This is a genomic window from Hymenobacter citatus (assembly GCF_014333615.1).
GTDB classification, from domain to species: domain Bacteria; phylum Bacteroidota; class Bacteroidia; order Cytophagales; family Hymenobacteraceae; genus Hymenobacter; species Hymenobacter citatus.
Window position 1 is genome coordinate 167769 of sequence record NZ_JACSCY010000005.1, and the last position, 14690, is coordinate 182458.

A 14690-nucleotide genomic window follows, 5' to 3' on the forward strand; every position below is an offset into this window, starting at 1 on the left:
TTCAAATGTCAATGTTGAGTTGCCGACCGCTCGGCAATGGAGGGGGTAGGCAACTCCTGGCGAATGAGTTGCGCTAAAGTATTCGCGTATAAGTGGTGCTCCACGGCCAGGCCGCGGCGCTCCACTTCAGCCAGCGTATCGGCGCCGCGCAGGTCCACGGGAGCCTGCGCCAAAATCGGGCCCGTGTCGAGACCCTCATCAACCAAATGCACCGTGATTTTAGTTTCGGCCAGGTGGTTTTCGAAGGCCCACTCGTAGGCATGAAGTCCTTGATGCTGATGCGTATCGGCGGGGTGAATGTTGACGATGCGCCCCGCAAACGCCCGCACGAATACTGGCGACAGGATACGCATGTAGCCGGCCAGCACCACGTAGTCGGGCTGGTAGGTTTGCAGCACGTCTACCACGGCCGCGTCGTACTCGGCGCGCTTCCTACCCTCAGGGGCTAGGCTGGCGGTAGGGCAGCCCAGTGCGGCGGCCGTAGTCAGGCCGGGCGCATCGGGTTTGTTGCTGAAGACCACGGCCACCTCGGTCACGCCTTGCAATACGCCACGCTGCACCGCCTCCACCAGGGCCACCATGTTGGAGCCCCTACCTGAAAGCAAAATCGCCAGCCGTGGCAGGTTGGTTATCATTAGTATACGCGGGTAAGAATGGGGCTGGGCCGCTGCCCGATGTCGGTGCGGTAGTACGCATCCTGGAAGCTGATTTTCTCGATTTCGGCGTAGGCTTGCTGCACAGCATCGTTTAGTTCGTTGCCGTGCGCTACTACCACCAGCACCCGGCCGCCACCCGTTACCAACTGGCCCGCTTCGGCACCGGCCTGCACGCCACCCAAGAACACCAGCGTTTCGGGTGCCAGTTGGTCGAGGCCCGTGATGGGGAAACCAGTAGGGAACTTGGGCGCGGGGTAGCCGCCCGAAGCCAGCACTACGCCAGCGTAGTGGCCGGGGCGCTGCCACACGTCGTGGCGCGACAGGTCGCCGTCGAGGGCGGCCGTGATGAGGTCGAGCAGGCTGCTTTGCATGGCGGGCAGCAGCACTTCGGCCTCCGGGTCGCCCAGGCGGGTGTTGTATTCCAGTAGCTTCGGCCCGTTGGGCGTGAGCATAATGCCGAAGTAGATGAAGCCTTTGAAGTCGAACTGCGACGCCTGCAAGCCCCGCATGGTAGGCTCAATGATGTCGCGGCGCACCTCGGCCATTATGGTGTCGTCGGCGAAGGGTACGGGGCAGTAGGCACCCATGCCGCCGGTGTTGGGGCCCTGGTCGCCGGCGCGCAATTGCTTGTGGTCCTGCGAGGTAGCGAGCAGCCGAATGCGGTTGCCATCGGTGGCGCCCATCACACTGATTTCCGGGCCAACCAGCTTTTCTTCCAGCAAGAAGCTAAACCAATCGGAGTGCAAATCCACCAGCTCGTCAATGGCGGCCTTCACTTCTTCCTGCGACGAGCACACGTACACGCCCTTGCCGGCAGCCAAGCCGTCGTACTTCACCACTACCCTACCCTCCAGCTCGGCGGCCTTGGCTAAGGCTTCGGTCACTTGGTCGGAGCGGAACGTCCAGGCCTGGCCAGTAGCCACGCCGTGGCGCTGCATAAAGTTCTTCGACCACACCTTCGACGACTCCAGCGCCGCCGCCTGCCGGGTAGGGCCGAATACGCGGATGTCGGTTTCGGCAAAGAAATCCGTCACGCCTGCCGCCAAAGTTGCCTCAGAGCCGGGCACAATGAGTTTTACGTTGTGCTCCTGGCAAAACTGCTGCACGGCCGGAAAATCCAGCGCATCAATGGCAGGCACTGAGCCGGGAATGCCAGGATTGCCCGGCAACACATGTGCGGTGGCACCGTCTTGGCGGAGTTTCCAAGCCAGGGCGTGCTCACGGGCGCCGGAACCGAGGATGACTATATGAGGATTGCTGGTGCTCAAAGTATTGTGCTGTTATTGAATTGAAGGAGACAGACGTTAATCGTAAAATGAGAATGCCTCGGCATCGCCGCCTACTTCTACTATTTCCCAGTTTCGAAACTGCATCCCGAAATCGTGTTCTTTTTCCCAGTCGCAAGAGAAGCCTAAGCCGAAACGGCCTTTTTCTACCTCTTCTGGCAGGTAGATGGTTCGTAGCTGATAAAAAGACCGTAACTCTACAGAGTTTGCAGCTACAGGCATCTCTAGTTGCTCCCCATATATACGCCGGTATTCTTTATATATCCACTGGTAGTGCTTGAAAGCAGTGTCAGCAACAGTGTTTGCCAGATTTGGCAACTGCTGTAACAGGGTGTCCACACTAGTTTCTTCCTGTGGCAGAAGCTCCTCTCTGTCGTCAAACTCGCTGAAATGAATAAGCACGGGCGCACTGGTTTGTAAAAAGTTCGGCAGCTGCACATCAGCTACTAATCCTTCCATTTCAGTGAGGCGCAGCGTGCTTTTCCAGCTACTCATCTTGACCACAACACACTTATTTATAAAGATTTAGAAACACCTTAAGCGTCTTTCATTACACCAGCACGCACCAGGTTGCCTACCAAGCGAGCATGTACGTCGCCCCCGGCGGTTTGCTCAGTGGCGGTGGGTAGGGGCTGGCCGGTGATGCGCTCGTAAATGTCGAGGTAGCGGCGGGTGGCTTCCTGCGACACCTCAGGCGTGAGGGCGCGGGGGTATGCGCCGTCTACCTTATTGGCAATCAGCCACTGGCGTACGTACTCCTTGTCCATCTGCTCCGCCGATTCCGGGTTTTTGCCGTAGTCTTCGGCCGACCAGAAGCGCGACGAGTCGGGCGTGTGGATTTCGTCAATCAGAATCAGCTCGCCATTCAGCAAACCGAATTCATACTTGGTGTCTACCAGGATGATACCCTTCTCCTTCAACAGATCGGAGCCTACCTTGAACAGGGCCAGGGCTTTCTCCTTCATCTGGTCGTACAGCTCCTGGCTCACCCAACCCTCGCTCACCAAGTTCTCGGGCGTGATTTCTCGGTCCGACTCTTCCTTGGTGGTTGGTGTCACGATGGGCTCGGGGAACTGCTGGTGCTTGCTCAGGCCATCGGGCACGGTTACGCCGGAGAAGGTGCGCTGCCCGGCCTGGTAGCCGCGCCACATGGAGCCGGTGAGGTAAGCCCGCACCACCATTTCCACCCGAATCGGCTCGGCCTCTTTCACCAGCATGGCGTTGGCGTCTACCAACTCAATCACGTGGTTGGGAATGATATCCTTGGTCTTATCGAACCAGAAATTGGCCAGGCCGTTCAACACCGCGCCTTTGTGGGCCACAGGCGTTTCCAGCACCGAGTCGAACGCCGACAGACGGTCCGTCACGATGATGAGCCGGTCGCCGTTGGGCGCACGTAGCGAGTCGCGGACTTTGCCGCGGTGCAGCAGTTCGAGCTGAGGAGTTTCGAAGTGATTGAGGGTGTTCATATCGGGTAGAAAGCCGACGCGAATCGCTGGCGGGTTGCAGTAGTGATTAGGAGGCAGAAGCGGCTTCAACGTGCAGCTGGGTCGCATGTTGCTGCACGTGCTCCACAATGTTGCGGAAGATGCGCAGCCCGTCGCCCTCTTCCGAAAGGGTAGGGTCCTGCCGCTTACGCCGCGTCCATTCCGGGTGGTTGTAGAGCGAGAGGTAGGCCTCGGGGTGCGGCATCAGGCCAAATACCTGGCCGGTGGTGTCGGTCAGGCCGGCGCAGTTCAGGTCGGCCCCATTGGGGTTATGGGGGTAGGCTGATACCTCGCAGCCGCTGGCGTCGCAGTACGTTAGCACGTTGAGGCCGCGCTGTACGATGTGCTCCCGCGTTGCCTCATCTGAGATAATGAGGCGACCCTCGCCGTGGCGCACGGGTACCTCCAGCGTATCCATTCCTTTCAGGAAAGGCGTGTTGGCGGCAGGGTTCACCTTCAAGCGTACCCAACGGTCCTCATAACGGCCGGAGGCGTTGTGCGTTAGGGTCACTTCGGGCGTTACGTTGCCGGCAAGGTCAGGTAACAGGCCCAGCTTCACCAGCACCTGAAAGCCGTTGCAGATGCCCAGCACAAACTTGCCCTCGGCAATAAACTGCCGGATGTCGTCGAGCAGGGTGCGGCCCTCGGCGTTTTTGCGGTAGCGCAGCTTGTTGGCCAGCACCACGCCCGAGCCCAGGTCGTCGCCGAACGAGAAGCCGCCGGGGAAGTTCAGAATGTCGAAATCGTGAATACTGACCTCGCCGTGCAGCACCTGGTTGAGGTGCACGATGGTAGGCTCGGCACCCGCTAGGCGGTAGGCCGCCGCGAATTCCTCTTCGCAGTTGATGCCGAAACCCGTTAGAATAAGGGCTTGAACCAATTGGTTTTGGGTTTTCGGTTTCTGGTTTTCAGCTTGTTCTTGCTGGCTTTTCAAAGGCTCGGTGGTTTCGTGGCCGGTGTCTACGCTCTTGAAGCCGGGCACAAGAAAGTTGCCGTCCGCCGTTTGGGGCGGCGGGGTGTCGTCGCGCTGCTGGTGGGGCGGCGTGTTTAGGTCGGGCATGAGGGGCTTGTCTTCCATGTGCTTATCCTAATCCGCTGGTTGAGCCCTCGTTGGCGTTGCGCACGGCGTCCAGGTCCAGCCCGATTACCTTGTTCACGGGGCCGTTCGACCACACGTCGCGCAGCTCGGCTACGTCGGCGTCAACTACCACCTGGCCGGCGTGGCGCACCGTGAGACGGCCATTGCCGGTTACGGTACCAAGGCGGGTAGCACGGCCTTTCAGCAACGCTTCAAAGGCTACCACATCCTCGGGCGCTACCGTGGCCACAAAGCGCGAGTGCGACTCTGAGAACAGCTGCGCCGTCAGGCTTAGCTCACCGGTTAGTTCCACATCGGCCCCAAAGCCGTAACCGAACGTAGCCTCGGCCAGCGCTACGGCCAGGCCGCCGTCGCTCAGGTCGTGGCAGGACTGAATGAGGTGCTGGTCGTTGGCTTCGCCTACCAGCGTGTAGAGCTCCTTGGCTTTGTCGAAGCGCACCTGGGGCACGTTGGCGCCCAGTTCACCGTGCAGCGCGTAGAACTCGGAGCCGCCCAGCTCGTCGTAGGTTTCGCCGATGAGATACACTACATCGTCTTGCTGCTTGAAATCCGACGTCATGGCGCGGCGCACGTCGTCCATCTTGGCGGTCATGGAGTACAGCACCGTGGGCGGCACCGAAATCTTCACGCCGTCGGCCTTAAAGTCGTTTTTCATCGAGTCCTTGCCGCTCGTGAGCGGGATGCAGTAGGCCGCCGTGGCGTCGCGCAGGGCTTCGCACATCTGCACCAACTTGGCCAGCTTGTGCTTGCCGTCGGGGTTGGTGGCGGGGTCGTACACCGAGTCGGGCACGCAGAAGTTGTCGTTCACCGACCAGAACGTGCCGTCGCCGGGCGTGAGGTTGGGCAGCTTGCCGCCCACGGCAATAATCTGGCGCACAGCCTCGTCAAACGAGCCAGCCGACATCTGGTAGGCGTCCAGGTCGCCATAGCGGGGTAGGATGCCGTTGCTCACGGCCACGCCTTCCCAGCTCTCAAAGTTGAAACGCACTACGGCGGCATCCTGCGGAGCTTGGCCGGTGGCGCCCATCAGGGGCTTCACCACCGTGCGGCCTTTTACCTCGTGGTCGTACTGCCGAATTACGGACTCGCGCGAGCAGATGTTGAGCGAGCCCAGCAGGCGACGCAGCGTGTCGGTGTAGTCGGTTTCGGCGGGTAGGGTAGGCTCCTGGGCGGCGACGGGCGCCAGCTCGGCTTCCAGCACCTTGCGCGGCACGCCGTCGTGCAGGAAGTGCATGTCGAGCTTCGCCACGGCCTCGCCAGCAAAGCGCACGTCGAGGTAGCCGTCGGCGGTGAAGTAGCCGATGTCGGTCAGCTCCACTTCCATTTCCCTACCCAGCGCCAACAGCTCATCGAGCCTAGCCGGCTCTACGGCCAGCGAAAACCGCTCCTGCGACTCCGAAACAAAGATTTCCCAGGGCCGCAAGCCCGAATATTTCAGCGGCACTTTTTCCAATTCCACCACCGCGCCGCCGCTAATGGTTGCTAGTTCGCCGACGCTGGACGAGAGGCCGCCCGCGCCGTTGTCGGTGCTGCACTTGATGAGGCCGCGCCGGGTGGCGATAATTAGAAAGTCCATCGCCAGCTTCTGGGTGATGGGCGAGCCGATTTGCACGGCCGTGGCGGGCGAGGTTTCGTCCAGCTCGATGCTGGAGAAGGTAGCACCGTGGATGCCGTCCTTGCCTACCCTACCCCCGGCCATGATGATGCGGTCCTGCGGGTCGATTTTCTTTTCCCACGAGTCCTGGCCGGCCAGCTGCATGGGCATCACGGCACCGGTGCCGCAGTACACCAGCGGCTTGCCGGCGTAGCGGTCATCAAACACAATGCTGCCGTTCACGGTAGGCACGCCCGACTTATTGCCGCCGTCCTCAATGCCCTTGCGCACGCCCTCAAAAATGCGGCGCGGGTGCAGCTGGTTGGTCAGCAGCTCGCCGCTGAACTCGGGATTTCCGAAACACAACACGTTGGTATTGAACAGCAACCGGGCGCCGCCAATGCCGGTAGCCAGCGGGTCGCGGTTGTTGCCCAGGATGCCTGTAATGGCTCCGCCGTAGGGGTCGATGGCCGACGGCGAGTTGTGCGTCTCCACCTTCCACACAAACAACGACTCGGGGTTGATGCGCACGGCACCGGCGTTATCGGAGAATACCTTAATCAGCCAGTCGTTGCCGTTTTGGCGCAGTTGGCGGTCTACCTCAGCGGTGGCGTTGCGGATGTAGGTTTTAAACAGCGAGTCGATCTGCTTGGTCTCGCCGGTGGCCGCATCCTTGTAGTTGATAACGGCTGAAAACTCCTTGTGCTTGCAGTGCTCCGACCACGTTTGGGCAATGATTTCCAGCTCGCAGTCGGTGGGGTCGGCGGGGAGGCCGGCGTCTTCGCGCTCGGCCGCAATGGTGGCGTAATGGTCGCGCACGGCCCGCATTTCCTCCAGGTTCAGGGCGTAGAGATTGTCCTTCGACAGCTTCACCAGCTCCTCGTCCGTGAGGCCTACCAGCGGCACCAGCTCCGTAATGGCGTCGGCCCCACCGCCGGGGCGCGGGGTGTAGTCGCGCAGCTCGGAGAGGGGGCCGGTTTCAAAGCGGTTGATCATCTTGTTGCCCAGCAGTTCCTCGGCCAGGCGGCGCAGGTCCTGCGCGGGCAGCTCGTGCTCCAGGAAGTAGAGCCGTTTGCTGAAGATGTGCTGGGTATGGGTGTCGAGGGGCTGGTTGAGGAAGTCGCCCAGTGCATTTTGCGCCGAGATGCCTTCGTCGTCGGTTACGCCGGGCAGCTTGGCTACCAGAATATAACTCTTGTAAATAGAGTCGATGGGGCGGAACTCGTCCAGGGCCACGTCGTGCAGCACCGGGTCTTGCAGGCAGCGCGTGGCAAAGCTGTGCAGCTGCTCGTCGGTGAGGGGGTAGCGCACGGTGTAGAGGGCAGTGCTTTGCACGCGCCCGGTGCGCAGGCCCAGATGGCGCTGGGCTGCTTCGGCTACCCGCTGACCTTCGCCGTCGTGACGGGTAGGCTTGAGCCGCAGCTGAATGGTTCGTTGGATAGATTCCAAAAGGAAGGAAATAAGGTTTGCTATTTTCCGCTGCCGCTGGCTCCCCTACCCTTTTATAGAGTAGGATGCACCCAACTGCCACCGGAAATGCCTTGCCCTACGTCCAGCGTAGGGTAGGTTTAAGAAAACGCTTTGTCCGGCCGACTGCCGGGCTTCACTACCGGAATACCTGCCCGACACAGCGGGCAATCATCGGGTGCGTAGGTGGCTGCCGTAACCGGCAGCAATGCAAAGTTCGGAAAAGAAAGCTCAGCTTTCCCACTCGTGCGGTCAATTAAACTGACTACGGCCAAAATTTCTGCTCCCATACTCGTGAGCAGGCGGGCTACCTCGTTGGTGCTCTTGCCGGTAGTCACTACGTCTTCGGCAATAATAATCCGCTCGCCGGGCTCTATGGTGAAGCCGCGGCGCAGGGTCATTTGCCCATCAGCATCGCGCTCCGTGAAAATGCCGGGCACGCCCAGCTGCCGGGCCAGCTCGTAGCCAATCACCACGCCGCCCATGGCCGGGCCTACCACGGTATCGGGCTGCAACCCAGCGGCCCGGATCTGGGCCGCCAGCTCGGCAGCGGCGGGGCCGGCCAAATCGGGGCGGCGCAGGAAGCGGGCGCATTGCACGTAGGTATCAGAATGCAAGCCGGAAGACAAGCGGAAGTGTCCCCGCAATAGTGCGTCTTCTTGCACTAGTTGCTGTTCCAGGGTTTCGGAGGGTAGGGAAGTGGTCAAGGGAGATACTTATATAAGGTGTTTCCTCCTATCGTCCAGGGTTGAAACCCTGGGCTACGGAGCGAATTTGGTTGTAGCCCTACAACATACAGACGCCGCAACACTACTTAGCCCGGGGTTTTAATCCTGGGACACGGCAGGTTCTGCGGCCCTTCTATGCTCGTTAATCTGCTCCTTCAATTCCCGGGCAGCCGCGCCGGCATCGGCCGCCTGCCAGATGGCCCGCGACGAGTTGATAAGCACGCCCAGGCCGTCGGGGCGCAGGCCGGCGCGGAGGGTAGCGGCTAGGTCGCCGCCCTGGGCACCCACGCCGGGCACCAGAAACCACTGGGTAGGGCACAGCTCGCGCACGCGGGCCATGGCTTCGGGTTGAGTAGCGCCCACTACTAGCCCTACCCCACCGTGCTCCTCATCCAGCTGGCAGCTGATGCGGGCGGCCTGGTCGCTGAGGACGCCACCGCTCGTGAGGGCCAGATCTTGCAGAGAATGGGTAGGCTTGTTGCTGGTTTTGGCCAGCACAAAGGCCATTTTACCCTCGCGCAGAAACGGCACAATGGCGTCGTCGCCCATGTAGGGGTTCACCGTTACGGCATCGGCACCTACCACGTCGTAGGCAAAGCGGGCGTAGTGGTCGGCGGTGTTGGAGATGTCGCCGAACTTGCCGTCCAGAATCACCGGAATGTCTTGCGGGATACGCTGAATGGTGTCGCGCAACAGGGCCACACCGTTTTCCCGGCTCAGAAAGAACGCCAGATTGGGTTTGAAAGCCGCCGCGTAGTCGGCAGTTTGGTCAATCACCTCATGCAACCGGTGCCCTACCTGGGTATCATCACCGATGGGGTCGAGCCCGACACAGAGCAGTGAATCGGCGCGCTGCACGCGGGAAAGCAGCTTGTTCATGGTCTTTTTAGTTGTTAGCAGCTACGTGATGTCAGCTACAAAGCTAACAGCTAATAGCTTGTCAGAAGCAAAAACACACAGATTGCCCCAAGCACATTCTGTAGCGGCCTCTCACATACCGTTGTTACCGTTGATCTGAAACGATTCTTTCAGCTTTATACCCCAACACAGCAGACCTTTCAGCTAAGACGGATTCAGTAGCTTATCATACAGCTGGTTAGCATGCAGCATGCGCCCAGTTGGCCCGGCTGACTCGCCAGTTTCAAAAACGGTGGTTGCGGGTAGCCACAGGCATAGCGACCAGAATGTAATAAGAGAGAATAGTACTGTTTTGCGCAGTGCCGATTAGGATAGACTGGCGATGAAGTAAAAATTGACAGGGTACTAAGAAAGCACTTCCCGCTCCCTATTCAATCTGCATGGACATAGCGAACTGCTTGGAATGCCGGAGTGGGAAAAAGCATGAGCTATCAAAAGACAAAAGGAGCAACCCCGTGCACCCGGCACTCTTCTTGATATATTCATAACATAGCCTGTTGTGCGCATGGGTTATCAGTGGTGTATGTTTGCGCTCCTGTTGCGAATCCTCCGTTTCACTTCTTTCCATGAAAAACATGTTTCTTGGTTTCCTGCTAGGCAGTTTGCTGCTTCTCTCATTATCCTCCTTTGCGCAGTCTGCCAGCCCCGTTGCGTACGGAGAGCAAGTGCAAGCGACCGGTGCCGGGCGGCGGGCCTTGTATCAACACGCGCTGGCCTGGAGCGAAAAAGAGTTTGCGTATACTCCTAAAATGGATGTGAAGGCCGATGCCGCCGTGGGCACTCTCCGGCTACGCGGCACTGGTAAAGTGAAAACGCTTGATAACAACAAGCCTGTCGAAACCTCAGTCCACTTCGAGTTTGTGTTTCGCGCCACAGATAATGGCTATGACTACAACGTGGGCGCTTTTGAGGTAGTCCCCAACGCCAAACAGCCCGCTATTACCCTACCCCTCGACGACTACGTGGCGCAGTTGGCCGCCGACCGCAACAACAGCCGCACCAACAACGACCGGCGCGTGCGGGCGCAGGCGTCGTCCCTAGCTAGCGAAGTCGCGCTGTCTTTCCGTTCCTACATGAATAGCCATGAGGGCGAAAGCGACGATACGGTAGGTTTGAAATAAACTGAGTCCACTTCTTTTCTTATAAACACAACGCCACTCCTTATAAATAAGGAGTGGCGTTGTGTTTATAAAGTCTACCTCTTTAGCGTCCTGCAATAATCAGGCGCTGGCTGGTGAGGCGCTGGCCGGAAGCGTTCAGCAGCACCACATGATAAAGTCCCTGGCCTAGGTTCTGCGTTGGGAGCAGGGTAGTACGGTCCGTTACGACTACTGCATTCACTTGCCGGCCTTGTGCATCATATACCACTAGTTGCTGCCTTCCGGTGGTTTCGCGCGCAGACCCTATCAGCACGCGCACCATCTCGGCTGCGCCGGCGGGGTTAGGAGCCAATTGGAGCGATACAGCCAGTGTTTGCCCTTCAAAGGTTGCGGCTACTACCGGCGAAAACGACTCGTTGCCATTGGTGTCTACCTGCCGCAAGCGGTAGTATACCGTGCCAGTACTTTGTTCGGCGGCTGTAGCATCCAGGTAGCGGTACTGCTGGGCGGTGGTGGTGGTACCCGAGCCAGCTACCTGACCGATAGCCTGGAAGACGGCCTCGGAGCCTTGCTGCACGGCTCGTTCCACTACAAACCGGCTGTTGTCTTTCTCCGAAGCTGTTTTCCAGTGCAGCTCAGCCCCCTGGCTTGTGGCGCGTACCGTAAAGGCGGCCAACTCAACGGGAAGTGGGTTGGTAGGATTCACGAGGTTCTCGGGAAAGAAGCCCCGCAGCTCCTCGGCAAAAGCATAGTAGATACGCGTATCCTGCACACTGCCCACCGTGTTGGTAGTAGTCAACTCCACCCAATCGAAATCCTGCGTAGCTATGAAGGATAAGGCTTGCCGGCCCGTACTGCCGCCCAGGATGGTAGCCTGCGCCAGATTGGCTCCTGATACGCTCTCCACTGCTACCAACGATGGTACTGCACTAGTGTTACTCCCCTTGTTAGCAGTGCTATTGTCTTCGCGGTAGGTGGTGATGGTGAAGTTCGACAAAACGCCCGCGCTCAACAGGTTGCTTATCAGGCCACCGTTGCCAGTGTAGTCGAACACAAACCCAGCACGGTTACCTGCCTTGCCTGCCTTGCCGGTTGCTACCTTATTGGCGCCGTTGAGCTTCACGGCCAGTGCCAGCCCCTGATTTACACTCAGGTTTACCAGTGAGCCTTTGATCTGGGCATAAGTAGTGGTCAGGTTGCGTTTGGCGGCAAAGCTGGGGTCCTGAAACCCCATGCAGCTACTACCAAGCACTGATGCGCAGGCACTTACGGTTAAGGCGCCATCGGTGTTGGGAGTGAGAGTAGCCGCCCGGAATTTATCGGCCGGGTCTTCGAAGTCAGAAAACACTGGCTCTGGGTCGCTAAAGGCCGCTTCCTCGATACCAAAACCATAGTACACGTTCAGATTATCCAAGATATTTAGGGCCCCATTTAGGCGAATTTCTACCTGGTTGAACGGCTTGGTTGTTTTGAAGCTCAGAAAATAGCGGTTGTCGGGCAGTACGTTCAACCGTAGCGCGTTGACTCCAGAGGCGCTTTCCTGTAAGGCACCGTTCAGGTAGGTGCTCAGGCGTACGTTTTGGAACAGGTTCAGGTCAAGCAGACCGCCATTGCCGACTACGAAGCCTGCGCGGTAGTCAGTGGGGCCCACTGCACTGCGCAGCTTCACGCGCAGGGTAGATGGGCAATTCAGCACGCTTGCACTCAGCAGGTTTCGGAACGTGGCAAAGTCAGTAAGGTCGGTGTTGGCGGCGTTCTGCGGATTGTCGATGTTCGAATTCACATTCACGCACACCAGACCGTCGGCTCCACGAGATTGGGTGCTGTACTCCTGCCCTTCTACGGGGCTGGCGTTGTTCGACAGCGCGCCTTTGTACTGAATAGTTGAGTTCTGGTCGTCGAAGCCGAAGGCGTAGTAGAAGCGTATGCCGTAGCTCAGATTCACTAGCCCGCCCGCTACCAGCTCTATCTTGTTGAAATCACCGCTGGCAATGAAGCCGGCCCGGGTAGAGCGGTTGTTGAACAAGGGCAGGTTGTTGCGCAAAGAGCTGGTCAGGCTCGACTCAACCCCTACCAGTTGTGCAATGGGAATACGCTGCACGGGCGTTTCGTTCAGGTAGGTTTGCACATATACGGAATTTAGCAGCGACACATTCAGCAGCGAATTGTCGCCGCTTATCACCACACCTGCCCGGTTGCCTCGTTTAATTGTCTCGGCCATATCCACGCGCACCGAGGTAGGCGCTGATTCTACCGCACTGTTTAGCCCTACCACAGATAATGCGCTCGTATTGAGCAGGGTAGCAACATCTGATTGCAAAATACTTGTCTTCAATAATGCATAGCTGTTGAAGGAAGCAGTGCCTTCATCGGCCGCGTTTCCGCCATTTAGCACGTCTCCTGAGACGAGAGAAGTTGTGCGAATGCCAAGGCCAAGTCCCAGCACATTAACCTGAGCTGTAACAGTGGCGTTGCCTTTCGTTACCTTTGCCGTGCCCGCTTTGGTGTAGATAACTCGCGTGACGGAACTCTGGGCAACTGTTGCTGTGCATCCTAGCCACAGCATCAGCAAAAACACAACCTGAGAGCGGAAAAAGGTTGGTAAGTAGACGAAGCGTTTCATAATCAAGATTAGAAAAGTCCATAAACACGTTCATAAAATCATAGTACAATTTCGCTGCCTTTAAATTATATTATTGCATAAATCATTGATTTAAAGCATAATACAATTATATAGATTTTATTCCATTGTCCCGAATAGAGAAACAAAATCCTATTATGAGAAAATTTGACTAGGTAGGTTTCCCTACTTATACTCGCACTGTTCGTCCTACTTTTCCTCTTTGCGCTACTGAAAACCCAGCCGGATGGACTACACTCCGCACAGAAGCCGTACATTACGTATAGTTTCTATGTGATACATTGTTTACCACGGCTACTCCGCTACATTTCCCAATGATTGCATCTTCTACTCTTCGCATATTCGTTGTCGAAGACAACGCTTGGTATGGCGAACTACTTGAATATAAGCTCTCTCAGAATCCAGAATATATTGTCCGGCGCTTTACTACCGCCCAGTCCTGTCTGGATAACCTCAACGAGAAGCCTGACCTTATTACGCTAGATTATACCCTGCCTGATGGTACCGGCGACGTAGTGCTGCGTCAGATAAAGGAGCGACTACCGGAAGTAGCTGTCATTATCATTTCGGGACAAGAGGACGTGCGCACAGCTGTTGGCTTATTGCGCCAGGGGGCATATGATTATCTTGTAAAAGATGAGGAAACGGCTGATCGGCTATGGAATACCATTGGCAACGTAAATCAGCAACTGGCCCTGCGCCGGGAAAACGAACGACTGCGGGAGCAGATTGGACAGAAATATGATCCGCAGCGTGCTATTTTGGGAAAGAGCCCCCAAATGCAACAATTATTTTCTTTGGTTGAAAAAGCGGCCCGTACAAATATTACTGTATCTCTAAGCGGAGAGACTGGTACCGGGAAGGAGCTAGTTGCCAAGGCTATCCATTTTCGCTCCGAGCGTCGCAATGGTGCCTTCGTAGCCGTAAACGTGGCTGCTATTCCACGAGAGCTTATTGAAAGTGAGCTATTTGGTCACGAAAAAGGATCCTTCACCGGAGCCGTTAGCCGGCGCATTGGGCGGTTTGAGGAAGCCCATCGGGGTACGCTCTTTCTGGATGAAATTGCCGAGCTGGACCTGAACTTACAGGCCAAGCTCCTGCGCGTACTTCAAGAGCGGGAAGTAATGCGGGTAGGCGGTAGCGCCCCGATTCCTTTCGATGCCCGCTTGATGGTAGCCACGCACCGCGACTTAACGGAAGAAGTGAAGCAGGGCCGCTTCCGGGAAGACCTTTACTACCGTTTGCTGGGCCTCCCTATTCTACTCCCTCCTCTGCGTGACCGGGGCCAGGACGTGTTGCTGCTGGCTCAGTCGTTCTTACAAACCTTCTGCTCCCAAAACAACATGGCCGATTGTCGCCTGTCGCCGGACGCCCAGCAGAAGCTGCTGCGCTACCCCTTTCCCGGCAACGTGCGCGAGCTGAAAGCGGTGGTAGAGCTAGCTGCTGTATTGGCCGATGGCGACACTATTCACCCACAGGATCTGTCGCTGCGGCACGCCAGCACCACGCAGGAAGCCAGCACGCCAGATGGCGACGAGTCGCTACGGACGCAGACAGCGGCCATTGTGCAGCGCTACCTCGACAACCACAACGGAAACATTTTGCAGGTAGCAGCGAAACTGCAAATTGGTAAGTCCACTATCTATCGGATGATACAAAACAACGAAATCCGGGTTAACTGATACCTGGTTTCGCTGCTCTACTTGCCCCTATA

At 57.7% G+C, this 14690-nt stretch carries 11 protein-coding genes; 2 read left to right on the forward strand and 9 right to left on the reverse strand.

Features of this window, described 5'->3' with window-relative positions; all coding sequences use genetic code 11:
• Positions 1 to 8: 8 nt before the first annotated feature.
• The 8 genes from purN to pyrF form a co-directional block, all read right to left on the reverse strand.
• Positions 9 to 635: a phosphoribosylglycinamide formyltransferase gene (purN, locus tag H8B15_RS08825; RefSeq protein ID WP_187319313.1), complete on the reverse strand. Its 627-nt coding sequence runs from the start codon at positions 633 to 635 to the stop codon at positions 9 to 11.
• On the reverse strand, positions 635 to 1924 hold the full coding sequence (purD, locus tag H8B15_RS08830) for a phosphoribosylamine--glycine ligase (RefSeq protein WP_216859114.1): 1290 nt from the start codon (positions 1922 to 1924) through the stop codon (positions 635 to 637). Before purD ends, purN begins: the two co-directional genes overlap by 1 nt.
• A 36-nt stretch (positions 1925 to 1960) precedes the next feature.
• Complete coding sequence (locus H8B15_RS08835) at positions 1961 to 2437, reverse strand: DUF6985 domain-containing protein (RefSeq protein ID WP_187319314.1); 477 nt, start codon at positions 2435 to 2437, stop codon at positions 1961 to 1963.
• A gap of 41 nt (positions 2438 to 2478) precedes the next feature.
• A complete protein-coding gene (locus tag H8B15_RS08840; RefSeq protein WP_187319315.1) occupies positions 2479 to 3411 on the reverse strand; it encodes a phosphoribosylaminoimidazolesuccinocarboxamide synthase in 933 nt (310 codons plus the stop codon).
• A gap of 46 nt (positions 3412 to 3457) precedes the next feature.
• Positions 3458 to 4507, reverse strand: coding sequence for a phosphoribosylformylglycinamidine synthase subunit PurQ (locus tag H8B15_RS08845; protein WP_216859115.1), 1050 nt, complete (start codon positions 4505 to 4507; stop codon positions 3458 to 3460).
• Between the two features lie 4 nt (positions 4508 to 4511).
• Complete coding sequence (locus tag H8B15_RS08850) at positions 4512 to 7571, reverse strand: phosphoribosylformylglycinamidine synthase subunit PurL (RefSeq protein ID WP_187319316.1); 3060 nt, start codon at positions 7569 to 7571, stop codon at positions 4512 to 4514.
• A 119-nt stretch (positions 7572 to 7690) separates the two neighbouring features.
• Positions 7691 to 8296, reverse strand: coding sequence for an orotate phosphoribosyltransferase (gene pyrE, locus H8B15_RS08855; protein WP_187319317.1), 606 nt, complete (start codon positions 8294 to 8296; stop codon positions 7691 to 7693).
• A 120-nt stretch (positions 8297 to 8416) separates the two neighbouring features.
• Positions 8417 to 9196 (reverse strand): orotidine-5'-phosphate decarboxylase, encoded by a 780-nt coding sequence (pyrF, locus tag H8B15_RS08860; protein WP_187319318.1) that lies wholly within the window; start codon positions 9194 to 9196, stop codon positions 8417 to 8419.
• Positions 9197 to 9801: 605 nt separating this feature from the next.
• Between pyrF and H8B15_RS08865 the strand changes: the two genes are divergently transcribed.
• Complete coding sequence (locus tag H8B15_RS08865; RefSeq protein WP_187319319.1) at positions 9802 to 10356, forward strand: DUF4468 domain-containing protein; 555 nt, start codon at positions 9802 to 9804, stop codon at positions 10354 to 10356.
• A gap of 82 nt (positions 10357 to 10438) precedes the next feature.
• On the opposite strand, the gene H8B15_RS08870 is transcribed toward H8B15_RS08865, so the two are convergent.
• Positions 10439 to 12655 carry a T9SS type A sorting domain-containing protein gene (locus H8B15_RS08870; protein WP_187319320.1) on the reverse strand — a complete coding sequence of 739 codons (2217 nt, stop codon included), beginning with the start codon at positions 12653 to 12655 and terminating at the stop codon, positions 10439 to 10441.
• 635 nt (positions 12656 to 13290) lie between these two features.
• On the opposite strand from H8B15_RS08870, the gene H8B15_RS08875 reads away from it, so the two are divergent.
• Positions 13291 to 14658, forward strand: coding sequence for a sigma-54-dependent transcriptional regulator (locus tag H8B15_RS08875; protein ID WP_187319321.1), 1368 nt, complete (start codon positions 13291 to 13293; stop codon positions 14656 to 14658).
• The last annotated feature ends 32 nt before the right edge of the window (positions 14659 to 14690 follow it).

What these genes read in the sequence shown, in the direction of transcription:
- pyrF (WP_187319318.1), bottom strand. Translation starts at nt 9,196, where the DNA reads ATGAACAAGCTGCTTTCCCGCGTGCAGCGCGCCGATTCACTGCTCTGT.
- H8B15_RS08835 (WP_187319314.1), bottom strand. Translation starts at nt 2,437, where the DNA reads ATGAGTAGCTGGAAAAGCACGCTGCGCCTCACTGAAATGGAAGGATTA.
- H8B15_RS08845 (WP_216859115.1), bottom strand. Translation starts at nt 4,507, where the DNA reads ATGGAAGACAAGCCCCTCATGCCCGACCTAAACACGCCGCCCCACCAG.
- H8B15_RS08875 (WP_187319321.1), top strand. Translation starts at nt 13,291, where the DNA reads ATGATTGCATCTTCTACTCTTCGCATATTCGTTGTCGAAGACAACGCT.
- H8B15_RS08865 (WP_187319319.1), top strand. Translation starts at nt 9,802, where the DNA reads ATGAAAAACATGTTTCTTGGTTTCCTGCTAGGCAGTTTGCTGCTTCTC.
- H8B15_RS08840 (WP_187319315.1), bottom strand. Translation starts at nt 3,411, where the DNA reads ATGAACACCCTCAATCACTTCGAAACTCCTCAGCTCGAACTGCTGCAC.
- purN (WP_187319313.1), bottom strand. Translation starts at nt 635, where the DNA reads ATGATAACCAACCTGCCACGGCTGGCGATTTTGCTTTCAGGTAGGGGC.